This is a genomic window from Micromonospora sp. IBSANI012, assembly GCF_052814045.1.
The window spans coordinates 2,815,536-2,833,633 of the sequence record NZ_CP199933.1 but is presented as its reverse complement, the minus strand read 5'-3'; the positions used below and the strand labels follow the sequence as shown (position 1 = coordinate 2,833,633).

Here is an 18,098-nt window from a genome sequence, read left to right as displayed (position 1 = left end):
CCCCACCCGGCGCCGTGCGGGGCAGCCGGGCGGGGCCGCGCGTCGGTAGCGTACGGCGGTGCCGCTGACCTTCCCCTCACACGCCGCGCTGCCGCTGCCGCTGAAGCTCTGGCGCCCCCGCTGGTTCGACGGCGTGGCCCTCGTCGTCGGCTCGGCCGCACCGGACCTGGCCTACGCCCTCGACGGTTCCGGGCTGCCCGTCTTCCCGCTGTCGCACCAGCCAGCCGGGCTGATCCTGTTCTGCCTGCCAGTGACGCTGCTCTGCGCGACCATCGTGCGCGCGGTCGCGCCGACCGTCGCCGCGCACCTGCCGCACCGGCCGGCCGCGCTGGCCCTGCCCGACTACGGCGTGCTCGGCGCCTCTCGACCGGGCATGGCGGTCAGCGCCGTCTCGGCCGTGCTCGCGGCCGCGACCCACCAGGCATGGGACCGGCTGACGGACCGCGCCATCGCGTGGGACTGGGCCTCCACCGTGCTCGGTGCGCTGGCAGCGCTCGCCCTCGCCGTACACGTCGGGCGTCGCCGGCTGCTGCCGGAGTGGCACGGCGAGCCGCCCGGCGCTCCGGCGCGCCCGCGCCTGTTCTGGACCGTCGCCGCGTCGGTCACCGCCGTCGGGGCGCTGGTCGCATCGCGACTGCCGGGGGCGTTACTGCCGCACACCACCGGGGCCCGGCTGATCGGGGCGCTGGCGCTCGGACTGGTTGCCGGAACGGGGGCGACAGTCCTGCTCCCCCGACCCGCAACCGCTGCTCGTCGATGACCGCTGTGCTGCACGACCAAGGCGCTCTCCGGTTCCCGCTTCACGTGCGGCCGGGGGGCCGGACGACGAAGCCTCGACCCCGAGGCCGAGCAGCGAACAGATGTACCGCCCCGCCGGCCGTGGGGCCCGTACGGTCCGCCGTCGACCGCCGCGCCGTGATCGCTGCCGACATGACCGCGTCGGGCACGGAGCGGAGGCCGTTCGGGGCTTGCCGGGCACCTCCGTCATCCGTCAAGATCCACGTACATCGCACCTGGTCGGAGGTCGCACGGCATGGGGAACACAGCCCAGCAGGAATTCGCACCCTCGACCCTGGGCAATGTCGGCGAGGATGACGACGGCATCTATGTGATCGCAGTCGGCGAGACCGACGACCCCGAATCGTGGTCCTTGGCGTTCATGGAGTGCCCCGAAGAGGACATGGAGGACCAGCAGGAACTCGACCTCGGCTGGGACACCTACTGCCTGGTCGTCGACCCTGGCCAGGCGACGCACTACGGCGGCGTCATCGAGTGCGAGGTGACCGAGACGCACCTACGGCTCAAGCTGACACCCGAGGCTGCCCATGACCTTGGCATGAGCGCCGACGTCAACTTCGCCCTGGAGTTCGCTCCCGACCAGCTTCGGATGCTCAAGGATGGACTGACCCGAGTCTTTGCCTCGGGCCGCGCGAACGCCCGACCCACCCTCCTGCACAGCTAGTGCCTTGACCACAAACGTTGGCCGGGTTGGTCATGCGGCTCGGCTCGCGGGTTGACCCCAGCGGCGGTGTCGTTCGCTGCGGATCTTGGCGCGGTGGCGGCGTTGGGCGGCCAGGACGTCGGGGTGGCGGGCGTTGGCGTTGCGCCAGCGCAGGTAGGCGTGCAGGCCGCGGGCCAGGACGGTGTGGTTGGGGTAGTCCGAGCCGGCGATGACGAAGGTGCGTAGCGGCCCGAAGTGCGCCTCGATCGGGTTTGCCCAGGAGGCGTAGGTCGGGGTGAAACACAACTCGACCTTGTTCCGGGCCGCCCACTGTCGGATCGCGAAGCCCTTATGCGCGGACAGGTTGTCCAAGATGATGTAGATCGGGGCGCCGTCAGGGCGGGCGGCTCGGATCGACTTGAGTGCGGCGAGGGTGTTCGTCGCCGATTTCTGTCTGCGGACCACACCCCAGAGGGTGTCGTCGCCGATCGAGTAGCAGCCGTGGAACTGCCGCACGCCGTGCAGCTTGTGGTAGTTCGCCGCGAGCCTGCGTGGGCGGCTCTTGGGCTGCCAGCCGACGCCGCCGTGCGGGCGGATCGTCAGCGGCCCGAACTCATCGAACGCGAAGGTGCGGTGCGGGAAGTGCTCGATCACGTGCTCGATACGGGCCAGCTTCTGCTCCCGCTGGGGGTCTGTGGACTCCTTCCACGTCTTCGTGCGTTGGAAGGTGATCTGGTGGCGGCGCAGCACCTGCCGTAGTCGTTCCCGCCCGATGATCACCCTCCGATCAGGGTTGTCAGCGAGGTATTCGGCGAGCTTGCGCACGCTCCAGCAGGTGAACGGCCGTCCCAGCTTGACGGGACGGGTGTTGGCCGTCGCGACGATGAACGCCTCGTCGTCGCTACTGATTCGGCGGGGACGGCCACCCGCCCACTGAGGGTCCAGGCTGGCCATGCCCATCTCGTTGAACCGGTGGATCACCTGCCGAACGGAATCCTCGTCGGCCTGCACGAGCCGGGCGATGACCGGCACACTGTTCCCGCCAGCTGAGGCGAGCACAACCATCGCCCGCCGCAGCCGCACGACCGAGCCGGTGCCCCGACGCACCAGACGCTGCAGCCGCTGACCCTCTTGATCACTTAATCGACGTACCCGAACCGGCTCTGCCACCCCGACAGCCTGACGGCCCCACGCCGGCCCAGCCCTTCACCCAGGCCGGCGTGTCACCAACACCGCCAACGTTTGTGGTCAGAGCACTAGCAAGGAATCGCCTTCGCGGAAGCAGCGAACGCCCTGCTCCTCGGCGACGACGCTGCCGGTGCGCGGTCCGCCGGGAGGGGCGTCCGCCAAGTACGGCACCGAGTGGCTCCCGGCCGGTGGTAGCTTCCATATGCGCAGGCCAACACGCAGACGTCCGTTCGGACGGAAGGTTGGGCTATGGACGAGACCGTGGCGCGGGCGATGATCAAAGCCCACTTCGAGGCCTCCAACGTCAGCGCACCCGGCGGCGGGCCGGGCGACGACATCGCCCGCGCTTCCGAGATCTATGCCGATGACGCGGTGCTGGAGTGGCCGCAGGGCGGCGAGCGAGTCCGCGGCAAGGCCAACATCACCGCCCTCAGGTCCAGCTACCCCGCTCGGCAGGAGTTCCAGCTGCACCGGACCGTCGGCTGCGGGGATCTGTGGGTCAACGAGTACACCATCCGGTACGACGACCGGCCGACGATGGCCGTCGGGATCATGGAATTCCGCGACGGCAAGGTGGTCCGCGAGCGGATCTACTTCGGGGAGCCCTGGGAGCCGCCGGCCTGGCGGGCACAGTGGGTCGAGCGGATGGATCGGGCGACCCAACCATCCGCATGATCACCAGCACCCGCCGCCGGCGCCGAGACGCCGCGAAGTGATCTCTCCGGTCGATGTCTTCGCTTCGTCCCGTCGCATGGTGTGGCACGTGAAGGGTGACCAGCGGTCAAGGAGCGCTGGTCACGCATTTGGAGACGGAGAGAACCAATATTCGCCTCTGTTGACTGCATCGACGGGCATGCCCTCGCGTCGGCAGGCGTCAAGACGACATCACAGGTTGCGTCATCAGCTGGCGTCGGCCGCCAACCCCGCCTGCTGATTCGCCTCTGCCTTCGGCATTCCGGATGCTTGAAGCACTTCGCTGATGGCAAGGCGCAGCCGCGAAGCGAGCACCCTCCCGCAGAAGTCGACATCTTCGGCGCAGGCTCGGTTGACTTCCTCGATGGCCTGTTGCGCCCGCGCGCGCGAACGTTCGGGCTCTCGGCCGGCGAGGAAATCGCGATGCAGCAGCCTCACCGCCTGGCCCAGGTGCTCGATCGACGCGGGAAGGCCGGCCGGGAACGGCTCACGCAGCCGTACCGTCGATACGACCCAATGCGCCAGCTCCCGGCTGTTGGAGTAGGCGAATTGGAGGTGCTCGGAGGCGTGCTGGTATCTGCGCAGGACGCCCAGTCGTCGCCACCGCCAAGGTGAGAGAACCGCGATCTCCCCCGCCGCAGCGACCATCTCGATCGTCTTGTTTCTTTCCATCTCAGCCGCGGCCAAGCGCTGCGAGGCATCCTCGGCCTGTTGAAGGTCACGCTGCTCCAACGCCTGAGCGACAGCCGTGAGATCACGGGCGAAGATGTCCAGCGTCGGACCGGCAGAGCGATGTACGACGCGCACGGGGTTGGCCGGCAGGATCAGCAGCGCCACGGCGATGGCCGTCACCCCTCCGACCAACCCGTTGACGGTCCGCGCCACAGCCAGATGCGATTGTTCCGCAGCCAGCGTTCCCAGCAGCAGGGCGGTACTTCCTGCATGCACCATGACGGCACCGCCCCCGCGAATCACGGCTGCCGACGAGATTGCGAATGCCACGATCAGGCCGGTTTGGACAGGTCCCGTCCCGATGACCTCGATGATCAACTGTCCGGTCAACACCCCGACGAATACCCCGGCGATGAGTTCCGCCGCTCGCCTGATCCGATTGCCAAGAGCCGCCGCGATCGTGCCGATCGCGGCGGCGGGTGCAAACAGGGCCTGCGAGTTGTGCAGCAGGTCGTCTGCAATGAACCAGGACAGACCGGCTGCCGCACCCGCCTGGACCGCGATGATGAAATAGGTGCGTAGCCGCTCGTAAGCCTCCCGGCTTTCTCGCCGCACCGTCTCTGGCCGCACACCCCGATCCCGGCTGCGCACGTCTCACCTCCGAGGAGCAACGGAGGCGCGGGTCACGTCTGCGGACACCGCTCGGAGTGGTAGTGGTCCCCCTGGCTGATGTCGTGGGCCGCTATGTGCAGGCCGTCATCGTCGCGCACTGCGGCACGTCCATGAAGTCGCACGAGCGCGTCTCGCAGGCGCTGGATTGCTTCCTGTTCCGCGGGCACGGCCCCATTCTCCGAGATTTCAGCCCTCTTGTCCCGGCATCAATAAGACGGATCTGATACGGGAGCCCATGCGGACCTTGACCGTCTCGTCTTCGCCTCCGCCGCCGGCACCGCCTCGATCGGCACAACGTGCTTCGGGCCTTCCGTCTGGCCGTCGCCAAAGCGGGCGGGTGACCGTCCGGACCACCCGGTCGCCGCGGCAGTGCTCAGCTGAGCCCGGGCGCCGGCTCGGGGCCGACGACACCTGTGCTGGACGGCTTGTCGGCTCTCTCGGCCTATGCTCTGGCGCGTGAACAAGAAACGGTGGAGCGGCGTGGACCTGGGCAACGTGCTGCGCGCCGTCGAGGACGCCGCCCCGGTCGACGCGGTGGAGGCGGTGACCCGAGGCATCGGCGTCGACCTCGGGGCACTGTGGGTGTCGTTCCTCGTCGCGGACATGAGCGGCCGGGCTCTCGTTCGGCTGGCCCACGACGTTCCCTTCGGGGACCGGCCCGGCAGACGCCAGCAGGACGACGACGTCGCCACCGTGCTGCCGTTCGACGGCGGGCCACAGGAACAGGCGCTGCGCTCCCAGCGCGTGCAGGTCCGTCCGAGCGGAGATGATCACGTCGTGATGGCGCCCGTCACGCAACGGGGCGAGGCGATCGGACTGTTGGAGATCTCCTTGCCGGTCGAGCCGGACGACGGGGTCCTGGCCGAGATCTCCCGGGCCGCGCACGCGCTGGCCTTCGTGGTGATCGCCGCCCGGCGGCACACCGACCTTTTCGAATGGGGCCAGCGGACCACTCCGTTCACCCTCGCCGCGGAGATCCAGCGCCGGCTCCTGCCCTCCTCATTCACCTGCGAGGCCGGCTCGTTCACCCTCTCGGCGTGGCTGGAGCCGGCGGCCAGCATCGGCGGAGACACCTTCGACTACAGCCTCGCTCGCAACCTGCTGCACTTGAGCATCACCGACGCTGTGGGGCACGGCGTGCACAGCGCACTGACCGCAACGCTCTGCGTCGGCAGCCTGCGCCACACCCGCCGCCGCGGTCACACGCTGCTCGACCAGGCCCGGGCCGCAAACTCGGCGCTGATCGAGAATCCGCCCGGGGGGTTCACCTTCGCCACCGGACTTCTCGGCCGGCTCGATCTGCGCACCGGCGTGCTGGCCATGGTCAACGCCGGCCACCCCACCCCACTGCTGGTGCGCGACGGAACCGTCCAGCCCCTCGCGCTACCGGTCGATCCGCCCTTCGGCGTACTGCGCCACGGGACCTACCGCACAACCGACGTCCCGCTTCGCCCCGACGATCGGCTCATCCTGCTCACCGACGGCATGGTGGAACGCGGCGCCGCCCGCCTCGACCTGCCCGCACGGCTGCCAGGCCTCACCGACCTGCACCCCAGGGAGGTCGTCCGCGTACTCGGCGACGCCATCCTCGACGTCGCCGGACCCGCCCTGCCCGACGACGCCTGCATGCTCGTCCTCGACTGGCACGGCGACCACGGCGACAACCGCTCCACCACGGCCGGCGCCGATCCCCACCGAGCGAGTGCCCTTCCGTACCCCTGAGACCAGAAACGAGAGGGCGTGCGTCTGCGTCCACTCTCGTCTGCGACGGCTCGGTCTGGCGTCCGCGCCGGGCCCGGGAGTCGTTCCGGACAGCCGATCGGCGCCGTGACGGGAAGGCCGCGGCGCCACCGCGTCCGGGGTCCTCACCGACGGTCGGCGGGCCTCGCGGGTGAGCAGCAGCCCGGGCGATCATGCCCAGACCGAGCAGCGGGTACAGCCGGTTGTCGACACCAGTGAGCGGTACGACGTGGTGCCGCTCTCACCGCCGCGCGCCGCTGCTGACCTGATCCGGTTCCGGACTCAACCGGCGCGTCCCGCCCGCGGCACGCGACAGCTCTCCAGGCAGCGGCCGCTGGCAGTAAATCGCGCTGGCGCTTCCCGTTCTGCGGCAGGGCATCCTCGAGCTGGTCCTCGGGAATGATGATCCGGCACGCGTGCCCGCCCTGTATGGGCCGTGGCAGACATGCCGCCGGCCTTAGCGCGCGGCGCCGCCCGGTCGACCTGGGCCGCTCCCGGAGCGCCGGTGACCGACGCGTGGAGCCCTTATCACCGGGGACTTGCCAGACGCCGGGCGGAAATCCCGCGCCGCGCCGGCCACCATATCGTCGGGATCGCGGCCGAGGGCCCGCCGGATGTGCGGCGGGATGGCCTCGGATGTTGCCATCGCCAGTCGGACCTGCACCGAGCGGTCGTGAACCAGGCGTTCCAGATCCGCCTCGTCCAGCTGGACCGCGCGGACCAGCGCGGCACGGACGTCGACCACGGGGTCCTGGGCAAGCGCGCTGCGCTGCTCGGCGGTGGTCCGCGGGTTGCGGGCGAGCCCCTTGCGTACGCGTACGGTGCGATCGGCCATCAGGGCGGTGATCACGTCGGGGTCGTGGGTGTGGGTGGCGAGTCGTTCCCGTACCTCGGGTGAGACGTCGTCGATCAGCCTGGCGGCCAGTTCGGGCTCCAACTCCCGCATCTCCGCGAGGAGACCACGAAGCTCCTTGTCGGGTGCCTCTGACATCACCCGGCGGACCGACTCGTCGCAAGCCGGGTTGCCGGCGACCGCCCAGCGGACCCACCGGTCGGCGTCTTTGACGAGACGCAAGAGATTGGCGACCGAGGTCGAAGGGTTTCTCGCCACAGCCTCCCGGACCTGACGATCATGGTCCCGGGTCAGCGGTCGCAGTGCCTGCGCGGGTGCGTCGGTCCGGGCCGCGACCGCCTTACGGACCACGGCCGACGGGTCGGACGCCAAGTCGAAGAGGGTCATCTGTGGCGTTGCGGGGTTCTGCGCGAGGGCAAGCCGCGCGTCGGCGCTGCCGCCGCTCGCACGGTGAGCGGTGGTACCTGACCCGCGGTGACCGTCGGGCCCGCCGACGTCCTGCTGCTTCCCCATGGGCGCAATCATGTCACGGGCTGACTGAGGCAATGCGAGCCTGACCAGCGCGTTGACGATGGTCGAAGCGTTACCTCGCGGAGGCGCCCTTCGGTATGTCAGCAGTGACGTAGAGGAGGGGTCAGCAGCCGCCGTGGGTCGTCCCGGACGAGCGGTGGGCTGAGATCGAGCTGTTGCTACCACCCCGTCGGCACCGGTTCCCGGGCCGTAAGTCTCTGGAGGCGAGGCGAGCAGTCGCGGTCCTGGCGATCTGCGCCGCCGACGCCGCCACCCGCGCAGCCCACGACGCCACGGGGCTGATCAAGCGCTTCGGAGACCTCGGGGTGGCGTTCGTAGTCACGGGCGAGTCGGTGGCAGAGGCTGAACTCTAGCCACGCCGTCTGGGCCGCTGTGAAGGCCTCATGGCGCGGGCGTGCTGGCCTCTGTCAGGCGCAAGGCGGCGGAGAGCAGGCCGATGTGTGAGAACGCCTGCGGGAAGTTCCCCAACTGTTCACCCGTACGCCGGTCGATCTGCTCGGCGAAGAGGCCGAGGTCGTTGGCTCGCCCGGCGAGGCGCTCGAACAGCGCGGCGGCCCGATCTCGCTCGCCGGCCAGCGCAAGGCACTCGACCAGCCAGAAAGAGCAGATGACGAAGCCCGCCGACTCGTCGGGCCAGCGGCGGACCAGCCCATCGGTGGTCAGTTCCTGTTCAATCCGTTCGATAGTCGCGCGCATCCGCGGGTCGGCTGCGGGAATGAACCCGATGATGGGCAGGACGAGTACCGATGCGTCGAGCACGTCGGATCCAAAGGCTCTGGTAAAGGCGCCAACGCTGGGATTCCAGCCCTGTTGCAGGATCGCGGCACGGATCTCGTCGCGGGCCGCCGCCCAACGCTCCAGGTCCGCCCCACTGCCGAGGACGGCGCCGAACCGTACGGCTCGGTCCAACGCCATCCAACATCCCACCTTGGACGTGACGTAATGCCGCTCCTCGCCCCGTGCCTCCCACATTCCCGAATCTGGCAGCCGCCAGGTTTCGGCCGCCTGCTCGGCCAGGGAACGCAGCAACCGCCGTACGTCGTCGGGCATGGGTTCGAGGCTGTCACGCAGCACCCACGCGGCGTCGATCACCTGGCCGAGTGCGTCCTGTTGCCGCTGGCGCCAGGCGTCATTGCCGATCAGCACTGGACCCCTGACAGGGTGCCCGGTTAGCAGGTCGAGCTCACGTTCGGTCAGGTCGTGCTCGCCCTCTACGCCGAGCATGATCGGTACGGGTTGCCGGCCCACATCGCCGATCGCCTCGGCCAACCAGCGGAAGAGCCGTTCCGCCTCTAACGAGCAGGCCGCCTGGTACAGGGCCCGCATGGCGAGGCTGAAGTCGCGCAACCACACGTAGCGGTAGTCGTAGTTGTCGTGGCCCTCCGGCCGCACCGGCAGCGAGGTGGTCGCCGCGGCGACGTACGCACCACTTGACTGATAGGTCAACCCCCCCAGGATCATCACGTTCTGGCGCACCAACTCCGGATATTGCCCTGGGTAGTTGTGCTCCGATATCCAGGAGCGCCACCCCTCGACTGTCTCGGCGAGGGTCCCTGGTACGTCGACCGGCATTGGCTCGCGTTCGTGATAGGTCGACGAGTAGGACAGGGAAAAGGATTCCCGCTGTCCCGGGCCGACCGTGAACGACGCTGACGCTTCGGTCCGCTGGCGGTGCACCGGCACCGTCGCGGTCATCCCGAGCGTGGTGCCCGTGGCTCTCGCGACGAGAGTCTCGCCGCGCAGATCGAGATGGGCCCGCACGCGGCCGTACTCGAAGCGGGGCGCGTAGGACATCACCATCGGAACGTGTCCGGAGAGCCCTTCCACCAGCCGCAGGAGGAGGCCGGGCGGATTCCGGCCGATCTCGTGTCCGCGGACATTCGAGTCCATGGCCAGGGCGTCGGTGACCGCCACGGATCCGTCCCGGGTGGTGAATACCGTCCGCAGCACCAGCGTGTCTCTCAGGTAGCTCCGCTCGACCTGGAAGTCTCCGGCGGGCCGGATCCACCAATGTCCGCCGTCGTCGTCGAGCAGGCGGGCGAATATCGACGGCGCGTCGAACCGAGATGGGCACCACCAGTCCACGGAACCGTCGCGGCCGACCAGGGCTCCGGATCGGCCGTCGGCGAGGTAGCCGTAGTCTTCAATCCGACCGGCGCACACGGCGTGCAACACCGGACTGGTCGGTTTCCAGTAGCTGAGCCACCTAGCGATCATCCTTGCCATGTTGGGTGATAGCCGTGTTAGCTGACGGGGCGGATCCTGGGTAGTTCGACCCGAGACGCCCTGAATTGCGCTTGCGCCTACTTACCCCTGTCCGGTTGATTTAACCGGGCGGAAACCGATGCGTGGGCTACGGACCGACCGAACAGCGCAGGTGATCATCGCCGGACACGCCTTCATGCAGAACCTACGACGCGGCCGCTACGCACTCGGACTCGACGCCCCACCGGCTCTGGGGTAGCAGCGGCGTTCACCGACCTCGCCCAGGCGATCTGACCCCGGCGACACGTCTGCCGATCCCACAAGCAACAGCGCCCACGCTCGTCGTACGAGCACCATTCGAGCAACATGCTACCCATAGGGGACGAACGACAAGAGGCGCCTGACCCCTGTTGTGGCAGGTCCAGCGCCTCTTGATCTTGTGCGCCCGAAGGGACTCGAACCCCTAACCTTCTGATCCGTAGATCCCCAAGACCGTGCCGGCACCGTCCGCAGCCGGGGCCTGTCCTGCATGTCGCGGACAAACAGCGACTCCGCCCGCGCCCCGTACCGGTGTCGCGCCTGTCGACCGGTCCGGTCCGGTCCGGTCCGCTCCGCGATGCGGCGTCGCGGAGCAGACCGGACGGTCGGGACTCAGACGGCGGTGCGTCCCCCGTCGACCGGCAGGACCGCGCCGTGGATGAAGCTCGCCCGGTCGCTGGCCAGGAAGGTGATTGCGGCGGCGATTTCCTCAGCAGAGCCGGGCCGTCCGGCCGGTCCGCCCTTGGCCAGTTGGTCGAGTGCGTCGCCCATGGACGCGGTGCCCTCGGTACGGGTCGGTCCGGGGCCGACCGCGTTGACTCGTACGCCACTGGGCCCGTACTCGGCAGCCCAGGACTTCGTCAGCAACACCATCGCGGCCTTGCTCGACCCGTACAATGCCAGCCCCGCAGCGCCGAACTCGGCGAGCATCGTGGTCACATTGACGATCGCGCCCCGGCCGCGCTTGGCCATGTCGGGTGCGAGTTCCGCGACCAGGAAGTATGGCGCCTTGACATTGAGGGCGTACACCGAGTCGAACGTCTCCTCGCTGGTCTGCTCGGTAGGACCGAACGGGAAGATGCCAGCGCTGTTGATCAGCACATCCACCTGCCCGAGCTGCTCCTTGCCCCGAACGGCCAGCGAGCGCGCGGCGGCCTCGTCGTGGAGATCGGTAGCCACAAACCAGGCCTGACCCCCGGCCGAACGAATTTCCTGCACCACGTCGTTGCCCCGCTTCTCGTCCCGACCGGACAAGACCACGTGCGCACCGAGCCGGGCCAACTCGGTAGCCGCGGCCTTCCCGATGCCACTGGTTCCACCGGTCACCAAAGCCTTGGTACCCGAGAGTCCTGAGGTCATGATCTGCTCACCGTCCTGTTACGCGAACATCGACTTCGGTCGAGAAGGTCCGCGCGGCACGCCCTGACTGGTTGGTGCAAGGGGCGGAAGAGCCGATGGACCGGTTTGAGCGATTAGGCCGGCTTATACAGCCATAAGGAAGACTTTGCCGTACCAGCTACCAGCAGGGGCGCGAACTGTCACACAACACCGCCTCGCCCTCGCGGAGACCGACCGCCTCCAGCGCGTGCCTGGCGGTGGCGCCGGCCCAATCAGGGCCGCCGGCCTGCTCCCAGCACATCGTCGCGGGCGCCACCGACGACGCCGGGACGACCATCTCGGCTGCGTACGCCCCGAACGCGCGGTAGACGGTCACCTCGTCGCCGACCGCGATCGGACGCGACGTCAATGGAAAGTCCGCACCGAAACGCATCCGCGTCTGCGCCGCTCTGAGGCCTGGCACGGTGTCTGATCCGGCGACCGCCACCAAAATCGCGCTGCGCAGCCTCGCCCGACGCTGGCTCGCCCTTCAGGCCGAGATCGACGACCTCGACAGCCACCTGGCCGCCCTCGTCACCGCCGCCGCCCCGGACCTGGTCGCGCTGCCTGGCGTCGGCGTCGACACCGCTGGACAACTCCTCGTCACCGCCGGCGACAACCCTCACCGCTTGCACTCCGAAGCGGCTTTCGCCCGGCTCTGCGGCGTCGCCCCCATCCCTGCCAGCTCCGGACGGACCGACCGCCACCGCGTGCACCGTGGCGGCGACCGCGACGCCAACCGCGCACTCTGGCGCATCACCCTCGTCCGCATGCGCTGCCACCAGCCCACCAAGGACTACGTCACCCGCCGAACCGCAGAGGGCAAGACCAAGACCGAGATCATGCGATGCCTCAAGCGCTACATCGCACGTGAAACCTTCCACCTGCTCGCGTCGCCACCTCTGGACCAGGCATCCTTGCCTGGTGCCACCGCTACTGACTGAGGACGAGTACAAGGCAACGTGGGGACCCCACCCCACAAGAGTGGGCCCGGACCAGGAACCCCCCTTCGACTTCTGGCCCTACTTCGACTCCATCCCCGAAGACGACTTCAACGGGCACGACTTTTCCGAAGGCCGCGTCACCTACGCCTGGCAGTCGCCAGACGGGGCGCACCAACACGTCCTGGTCGCCTGCGAGACACCCAACGTGTTCCTGGTCCTCGTGCTCGACCTACATGCCTCCTCGGTCTGCGGTCACCACCTACTCGACCTCAACCGGCTCTACGGACTCGCCTGAGCCGGGCAACCCGCCCCACTTGACGAAAATTGGAGCGTCCACTTCGCCGGCGGCCGGTTGTTCTGCGCCGGGTGATGGTTGACACTGCGACCTCGGATGATGCTTTACATGATCGCGATGACCGCGCCACTCGCGGCAGATCCGTGCATCCGTCGACGCTTGGTGGAGGTACACAAAGCCGCTACGTCTAGAGTGCCGCTGTGACCGCGCAGCGACCGCTCGACAGCGAAGAACGGGTGAGCACCGCCCCGGAGCGTGACGTCCTCGAGGCATTCCTCGACGCTTACCGGGAGGAGCTCATCAGCAAGCTGCAGGGATTGTCGGAGGACGGCGCTCGGCGACGCCTGGTGCCGTCGCTGACCACACTCATCGGCATTGTCAAACACGCTGCCGCAGTTGAACGAAACTGGTTTCTCCACTGCCTGGCCCAGCTTCCGCGAGAGCAGATCGCAGGCAACTCCACGGGGGACGACGCCAGTTGGGAGCTTGACCCGAGCGAAACCATCGCGGACATCGTCGCGGAGTACGAAGATGTCTGCGGGCAATCAAGGCGGCTTGCGGCGGATTTCGAGCTGGACGACAGCGTGCCCCATCCCCGATTGGGCAGGGTGTCACTGCGCTACATCTACGTACACATGATCCGAGAGCTGGCGCGGCACTCCGGCCACGCCGACATCCTTCGAGAGCAACTCGACGCAAGACCCGAGTAGTGAGGATGATCTCTGCGGCTACGCCTGACTGCACGAGCCGCATCCTCTTCTCGACATGAGCGGACGTGTCGCAGTACCACATCATGGCCGGTCCGTGCAGGCCCTTGGAACGGTCAGCCTCGCCGTGATCATGTAAAGCATCAGGCGAGGCCATTCGGTCAACCATCATGCGAGACCAGGCATCGCCGGGCGGCCGGTCGTCGGGTCTCAGGACCTGCATGACAGATCGGTATCAGGACCTGGGTGACACTCAGCCGCCTGTAGCACCGGCCGGACTCTGGGCCAATGTCGACGAGCTGACCGCATGGGCGACGACGGATGGAAGGAACTCACCGACCTCTACCGTCGCCCCCGCCGGGTGAACGAAGCCGCTCGAGCCCAGGCCACCGCAGCACATCTTCATTTGAGGGGCGCTGTCGTGTGGTACGACTGCCGGAAAGGTAGGCAGAAGCGGCAGAAGCGGGCGAGCCGATGACCACGAGTGGGGCAGCAAAACTGCTGCGGAGACCCGAGGAACCGCGGGCCGGGTTCTTGGAGCTGTTCTTCGACCTGGTGTTCGTCTTCGCGCTCGCCGGACTCTCGCAGGGGCTGCTGGAACGTCTGAACTGGAGCGACGCCTTCCAGACGCTGGTGCTGCTGCTCGCCCTGTGGTCGGTTTGGATCAATACGGCGGGGCTCACGGACAGGTTTGACCCGCAGCAACCGCTGATACAGCTGCTGGTCCTCGCGACCATGTTCGGCACCCTGATGATGGCCGCCGCGGTGCCTGAGGCGTTCCACGAGCAAGGCCTGTTCTTCGCAGGCGCCTACGTCGCCACCCAGACCGGTCGTGGCGCCGTCGCCGTGCTCCTGCTGCGGGGCCACGAGGCGCGGGCCCCCTTCGTGCGGGCACTCTTCTGGTCCGGCGTGTCCGCGGTGCCGTGGATCGCGGGTGCTGTCGCACACGACACGGCGCGTGGCGTGCTGTGGGCGCTCGCGGTGGCCGTGGAGTACGTGGCCATCGCACTGGGGCTCCCCACACCGCGGCTGGGGCGCGCGTTCATGCGTGCAGCCGAGTACGCGATCTCCGGCGAGCACCTGGCCGAACGCTGCCGGCAGCTCTTCATCATCGCGCTCGGCGAGGTCATCCTGAGGAACGCGACCACGACGGCGGCAATCTGGTCAGGCTCGAACCTGCTTCGGCTGAAGGTCAGCCCGGTGACCTCACCACAGCCTTGCTGTGGCGGATCTACATCCACCGTGCCGGGGGCCTGCTGGCGGAGGCGATCGCAGCCGCCCCCGACGCAGTCCGCGCCACTACCAGCTCGCTGCACGGCCACCTGGTGATGGTCGCTGGCATCGTGGCGATCGCCGTCGGCGACGAGCTTGTCATCGCCCACCCGTTCGGACACACACAACCGGCCTGGATCGCCGTCATCCTCGGCGGACCCGCGCTGTGCCTCACCGGACGGGGCATGTTCGAGTACGCGGTGTTCGGTCGGGTGTCCCGCTCCCGGCCGCTCGGGGTACTCCTGCTGGCCGCGATCTCACCGGCGGCGATCTTCCTGCCGCCGCTGGTCGTCGCCATTGCACCTGCCCTCGTTCTGGCCGGGATCGCCGTATCCGATGCGAGCCGCGCCCGAGGACGCCCACCCGAGCCGCCGTCACCACCTCGCTAGCCGGAAGTGTCACCCGCATCCCGAGACTGATCTGTCACGGACGTCCTGAGACCCGGCATCGCCGGCAGCCGGCCTGTTCTCCGTCGACTGATGCGCGACACATGTTCGCCAACTGATCTGCGACACCTCGGCGTGCTGGTCGCGGCTACTTGTTTCATTGACCTGCGACCGTGGCCCGGCCAGGCTTCGGTCGAGGCGCCCGGGCTGTCGCTCTCATCGCGGCTGCCCACGCTGGTCGTGTGGCTCTCATCTGGCCTGCGCGGCCCGGGCGTCGCCTAGGGCGGGGAGAGGCTCAAGAGGGGTTTGCTCGGCTCGAAGTAGCGTTGCCCTCCCGGCTCGACAACCCAGGTGGATCGAGCATCGGAGGACGCGTTGAGTGGCACGTCAGATCGTGTGGTCATCGGGATGGACCCGCACAAGCGCTCTGCCACGATCGAGGTCATGGCCCGCGACGAGACCGTCGTCGGCGGCGGCCGCTTCGACACCGACCGCAACGGCTACACAGCGATGAGGAAGTACGCCAGCCGGTGGCCGAACCGGGTCTGGGCGATCGAGGGCTGCCAGGGCATCGGCCGGCACATCGCCCACCGGCTGCTGGCCGACGGCGAGCAGGTCGTCGACGTCCCGCCGAAGCTGTCCGCCAGGGCGCGGGTGTTCGCCACCGGCCAGGGCCGAAAGACCGACGCCACCGACGCCCACTCCATCGCGCTGGTCGGCACCCGCATGGCCGGGCTGCGCCCTGTCGTCAACGATGAGCAGCTCGCCATGCTGCGGATCCTCGTCGACCGCCGCCGCTCCCTCGGCGAGGACCACACCCGGATGATCTCCCAGCTGCACCAACTGCTGCTGGAACTGATTCCCGGTGGGGCGAAGAAGAGTCTGTCCGCCGCCCAGGCCAAGGCACTGCTGGCCACGGTCCGGCCCCGTGACGCCGTCGGCAAGGCCCGACGGCGGGTCGCCGCGGAGCTGATCGGTGACCTCGAACGGGTCTACCGACGCTCCAAGGACGCCGACAAGGAACTGACCGAACTGGTGGCCTCCACTGGCACCACCTTGATGGACCTGCACGGCATCGGACCCTCCGGCGCCGCCCGGCTGCTGGTCGAGGTCGGCGACATCACCCGGTTCCCGAACCGGGCCCACTTCGCCTCCTGGAACGGCACCGCCCCCATCGACGCGTCCTCCGGCGAGCAGGTACGCCACCGGCTCTCCCGCGCCGGGAACCGGCAGATCAACCGGGTACTGCACATCATGGCCACGGTCCAGCTACGCAACCCCACCGAAGGCCGCGCCTACTTCGACCGCAAGAAGACGTCCGGCAAGACATCGATGGAAGCGATGCGCGCCCTGAAACGGCGCCTTTCCGACATCGTCTACCGGTGCATGATCAGCGACGCGGTGGCCACGGCGGCGGGCCCGGGAGGACACCGGGGAACGACAACTGACTCCAGCGTGACCAGCTCGCATCCCCAAGCCGGCTCTTCGGAGAAGTCACTTCCCGGACCCGCCGCCACTCAGCTTAGAACCCCGCTCCCGGCGTTGTCTTGACACAGAGGGGAGCCAGATGTGCGCGTTGGTACGGGCTACGGACAGTCGGCCTACCGACGTCGGTCCAGGTGGTCATCGCGTGAGCGATGTCAGCATTTCCCGCAGCCAGGCGATCTCGGTGCGGCTGGTGGCGGTGGCGATGCGGAACAGTCCTCGGCGGAAGGGGTCGTCGGGAAAGTCGTCGGCGCGCAGCGGTCGGTCGCCGTCCCAGAAGAAGCTCGCCGGCTGGGTGAGGAAACTGAGCCGGCGGTGCAGCACGGCCGCTTGGGCTGCTGGGTCGTCGAGATGGTGCAGAAAGGCCAGCAGCGTGAACCAGCGGTTCTCGTCGGTGATGAACAGCTCGTCGGGTGTGCGGAGCTGACGCAGCAACTCCGCGTGTCCGGCCGGGCTCAGGATCAGCACGTGCCGTGGTGCCGCCACCTGGCCAGCCTGCACGTCGCGACGCAGCAAGCCCGCACGTTCCATGCGTTTGATCGTCGGGTACAGCGTCCCGTCCGCGATCGGCCGGACGTGGCCGGTGAGTGCAGCCACGCGTCTGCGCAGCTCGTACCCGTGCAGCGGGGCGTCGGCCAGGAAGCCCATTATCGCGAACTCCAACACCGTGCTAGCTTACCTCGGCAACGTGATACCTCGAGCACGAGGTACCGGTCAGGAGGTACGTGATGCGCGGCGCCCAGGTGCGACCAGATGGCACGACGATCCGCTGGGTGGAATTCCCCGGCGCCGAGCCCACTCGGGTCTACCTGCACGGGCTCGGCGCCTCCTCGCCGGCGTACTACGCGGCGGTGGCCACCAACCCCGCCCTTGCCGGACGGCGCAGCCTGCTGATGGATTTGCTCGGGCACGGCATCAGCGATCGGCCGGCCGACGCCTCATACACGCTGGAGGAGCACGCCGACCTCCTCGCTACGGCGCTGACAGCTGCCGGGGTCAGCGCCGCAGAGGTGATCGCACACAGCATGGGTGGCGCCGTCGCCATCGTCCTGGCCGCCCGCCATGCGCACCTTGTTTCCGCACTGGTCCTTGTCGACGCCACCCTCGACCCGCAGCCTCCGGGCGTCGGCATCCGCACCCGCTACACCGAGGAGCAGTTCGTACACGGCGACGGCCGATCCGAGACGCTCACCCGAGTCGGCACGGCCTGGGCTGCGACGATGCGGCTCACTGGTCCGGAGGCGCTTTACCGCACTGCGGCACACCTCGACCGCGGCACCACCCCCACCATGCGTGAGCTGCTGCTCGAACTGCCAGTGCCGCGCACATACCTCCACCCGGCCGACAACGAACCGATCGGTGCGCGCGCCCTGACCGACGCCGGCGTGCGGGTGGTCGCCGTACCAGACGCCGGCCACAACATCATGCTGGACAACCCAGACGGCTTCGTCGCGGCCACAGCTGCGGCATTGCGGGCGTAGCGCAAGCGTTCCATCCGCAATTCGGCTACTTGTTTCATTGACCTGCGACCGTGGCCCGGCCAGGCTTCGGTCGAGGCGCCCGGGCTGTCGCTCTCAATTCGGCTGCCCACGCTGGTC

At 68.5% G+C, this 18,098-nt stretch carries 18 protein-coding genes; 11 read left to right on the top strand and 7 right to left on the bottom strand.

Annotation, left to right across the window (positions count from 1 at the left end; all coding sequences use genetic code 11):
* The first annotated feature begins 58 nt into the window (after positions 1 to 58).
* Positions 59 to 760 (top strand): DUF4184 family protein, encoded by a 702-nt coding sequence (locus ACTWM8_RS12980; RefSeq protein ID WP_446214030.1) that lies wholly within the window; start codon positions 59 to 61, stop codon positions 758 to 760.
* A gap of 273 nt (positions 761 to 1,033) precedes the next feature.
* Positions 1,034 to 1,462 carry an Imm10 family immunity protein gene (locus ACTWM8_RS12975; RefSeq protein ID WP_446214029.1) on the top strand — a complete coding sequence of 143 codons (429 nt, stop codon included), beginning with the start codon at positions 1,034 to 1,036 and terminating at the stop codon, positions 1,460 to 1,462.
* 30 nt (positions 1,463 to 1,492) lie between these two features.
* On the opposite strand, the gene ACTWM8_RS12970 is transcribed toward ACTWM8_RS12975, so the two are convergent.
* The gene (locus tag ACTWM8_RS12970; RefSeq protein WP_446210232.1) at positions 1,493 to 2,611 is read right to left on the bottom strand and encodes an IS630 family transposase; all 1,119 of its coding nucleotides are present in this window, start codon (positions 2,609 to 2,611) and stop codon (positions 1,493 to 1,495) included.
* Between the two features lie 267 nt (positions 2,612 to 2,878).
* On the opposite strand from ACTWM8_RS12970, the gene ACTWM8_RS12965 reads away from it, so the two are divergent.
* Positions 2,879 to 3,304 (top strand): nuclear transport factor 2 family protein, encoded by a 426-nt coding sequence (locus ACTWM8_RS12965; RefSeq protein WP_446214028.1) that lies wholly within the window; start codon positions 2,879 to 2,881, stop codon positions 3,302 to 3,304.
* A 225-nt stretch (positions 3,305 to 3,529) separates the two neighbouring features.
* Here the strand turns inward: ACTWM8_RS12965 and ACTWM8_RS12960 are convergent, their stop codons facing one another.
* Positions 3,530 to 4,645: an FUSC family protein gene (locus ACTWM8_RS12960; protein WP_446214027.1), complete on the bottom strand. Its 1,116-nt coding sequence runs from the start codon at positions 4,643 to 4,645 to the stop codon at positions 3,530 to 3,532.
* Between the two features lie 477 nt (positions 4,646 to 5,122).
* Between ACTWM8_RS12960 and ACTWM8_RS12955 the strand changes: the two genes are divergently transcribed.
* Positions 5,123 to 6,388: a PP2C family protein-serine/threonine phosphatase gene (locus tag ACTWM8_RS12955; RefSeq protein WP_446214026.1), complete on the top strand. Its 1,266-nt coding sequence runs from the start codon at positions 5,123 to 5,125 to the stop codon at positions 6,386 to 6,388.
* A gap of 475 nt (positions 6,389 to 6,863) precedes the next feature.
* On the opposite strand, the gene ACTWM8_RS12950 is transcribed toward ACTWM8_RS12955, so the two are convergent.
* From ACTWM8_RS12950 to ACTWM8_RS12935, 4 genes are all read right to left on the bottom strand, one after another.
* Positions 6,864 to 7,772, bottom strand: coding sequence for a hypothetical protein (locus ACTWM8_RS12950; protein WP_446214025.1), 909 nt, complete (start codon positions 7,770 to 7,772; stop codon positions 6,864 to 6,866).
* Between the two features lie 399 nt (positions 7,773 to 8,171).
* Complete coding sequence (locus ACTWM8_RS12945) at positions 8,172 to 10,007, bottom strand: glycoside hydrolase family 15 protein (protein WP_446214024.1); 1,836 nt, start codon at positions 10,005 to 10,007, stop codon at positions 8,172 to 8,174.
* A gap of 639 nt (positions 10,008 to 10,646) precedes the next feature.
* Positions 10,647 to 11,360: an SDR family NAD(P)-dependent oxidoreductase gene (locus ACTWM8_RS12940; RefSeq protein ID WP_446214023.1), complete on the bottom strand. Its 714-nt coding sequence runs from the start codon at positions 11,358 to 11,360 to the stop codon at positions 10,647 to 10,649.
* Positions 11,361 to 11,550: 190 nt separating this feature from the next.
* The gene (locus ACTWM8_RS12935) at positions 11,551 to 11,781 is read right to left on the bottom strand and encodes a hypothetical protein (protein WP_446214022.1); all 231 of its coding nucleotides are present in this window, start codon (positions 11,779 to 11,781) and stop codon (positions 11,551 to 11,553) included.
* Positions 11,782 to 11,836: 55 nt separating this feature from the next.
* Here ACTWM8_RS12935 and ACTWM8_RS12930 point away from each other — a divergent pair, with 55 nt between their 5' ends.
* From ACTWM8_RS12930 to ACTWM8_RS12905, 6 genes are all read left to right on the top strand, one after another.
* Positions 11,837 to 12,355, top strand: coding sequence for a transposase (locus tag ACTWM8_RS12930; protein ID WP_446214021.1), 519 nt, complete (start codon positions 11,837 to 11,839; stop codon positions 12,353 to 12,355).
* 40 nt (positions 12,356 to 12,395) lie between these two features.
* Entirely contained in the window at positions 12,396 to 12,650 is a 255-nt protein-coding gene (locus ACTWM8_RS12925) for a hypothetical protein (RefSeq protein WP_446214020.1), read from the top strand.
* 200 nt (positions 12,651 to 12,850) lie between these two features.
* Positions 12,851 to 13,360, top strand: a complete 510-nt coding sequence (locus ACTWM8_RS12920; protein ID WP_446214019.1) for a DinB family protein — start codon at positions 12,851 to 12,853, stop codon at positions 13,358 to 13,360.
* Between the two features lie 531 nt (positions 13,361 to 13,891).
* Positions 13,892 to 14,686: a low temperature requirement protein A gene (locus ACTWM8_RS12915; protein ID WP_446214018.1), complete on the top strand. Its 795-nt coding sequence runs from the start codon at positions 13,892 to 13,894 to the stop codon at positions 14,684 to 14,686.
* Positions 14,575 to 15,018: a low temperature requirement protein A gene (locus ACTWM8_RS12910; protein ID WP_446214017.1), complete on the top strand. Its 444-nt coding sequence runs from the start codon at positions 14,575 to 14,577 to the stop codon at positions 15,016 to 15,018. Before ACTWM8_RS12915 ends, ACTWM8_RS12910 begins: the two co-directional genes overlap by 112 nt.
* A 441-nt stretch (positions 15,019 to 15,459) precedes the next feature.
* Complete coding sequence (locus ACTWM8_RS12905) at positions 15,460 to 16,566, top strand: IS110 family transposase (protein ID WP_446214016.1); 1,107 nt, start codon at positions 15,460 to 15,462, stop codon at positions 16,564 to 16,566.
* A gap of 72 nt (positions 16,567 to 16,638) precedes the next feature.
* Here ACTWM8_RS12905 and ACTWM8_RS12900 read toward each other — a convergent pair whose 3' ends face one another.
* Positions 16,639 to 17,166: a PadR family transcriptional regulator gene (locus ACTWM8_RS12900; RefSeq protein WP_446214015.1), complete on the bottom strand. Its 528-nt coding sequence runs from the start codon at positions 17,164 to 17,166 to the stop codon at positions 16,639 to 16,641.
* A gap of 62 nt (positions 17,167 to 17,228) precedes the next feature.
* Here ACTWM8_RS12900 and ACTWM8_RS12895 point away from each other — a divergent pair, with 62 nt between their 5' ends.
* On the top strand, positions 17,229 to 17,981 hold the full coding sequence (locus ACTWM8_RS12895) for an alpha/beta fold hydrolase (RefSeq protein ID WP_446214014.1): 753 nt from the start codon (positions 17,229 to 17,231) through the stop codon (positions 17,979 to 17,981).
* Positions 17,982 to 18,098: the final 117 nt, after the last annotated feature.

Coding starts and splice junctions, on each gene's coding strand:
- ACTWM8_RS12975 (WP_446214029.1), top strand. CDS start 1,034: ATGGGGAACACAGCCCAGCAGGAATTCGCACCCTCGACCCTGGGCAAT.
- ACTWM8_RS12945 (WP_446214024.1), bottom strand. CDS start 10,007: ATGATCGCTAGGTGGCTCAGCTACTGGAAACCGACCAGTCCGGTGTTG.
- ACTWM8_RS12905 (WP_446214016.1), top strand. CDS start 15,460: ATGGCCCGCGACGAGACCGTCGTCGGCGGCGGCCGCTTCGACACCGAC.
- ACTWM8_RS12965 (WP_446214028.1), top strand. CDS start 2,879: ATGGACGAGACCGTGGCGCGGGCGATGATCAAAGCCCACTTCGAGGCC.
- ACTWM8_RS12950 (WP_446214025.1), bottom strand. CDS start 7,772: ATGGGGAAGCAGCAGGACGTCGGCGGGCCCGACGGTCACCGCGGGTCA.
- ACTWM8_RS12895 (WP_446214014.1), top strand. CDS start 17,229: ATGCGCGGCGCCCAGGTGCGACCAGATGGCACGACGATCCGCTGGGTG.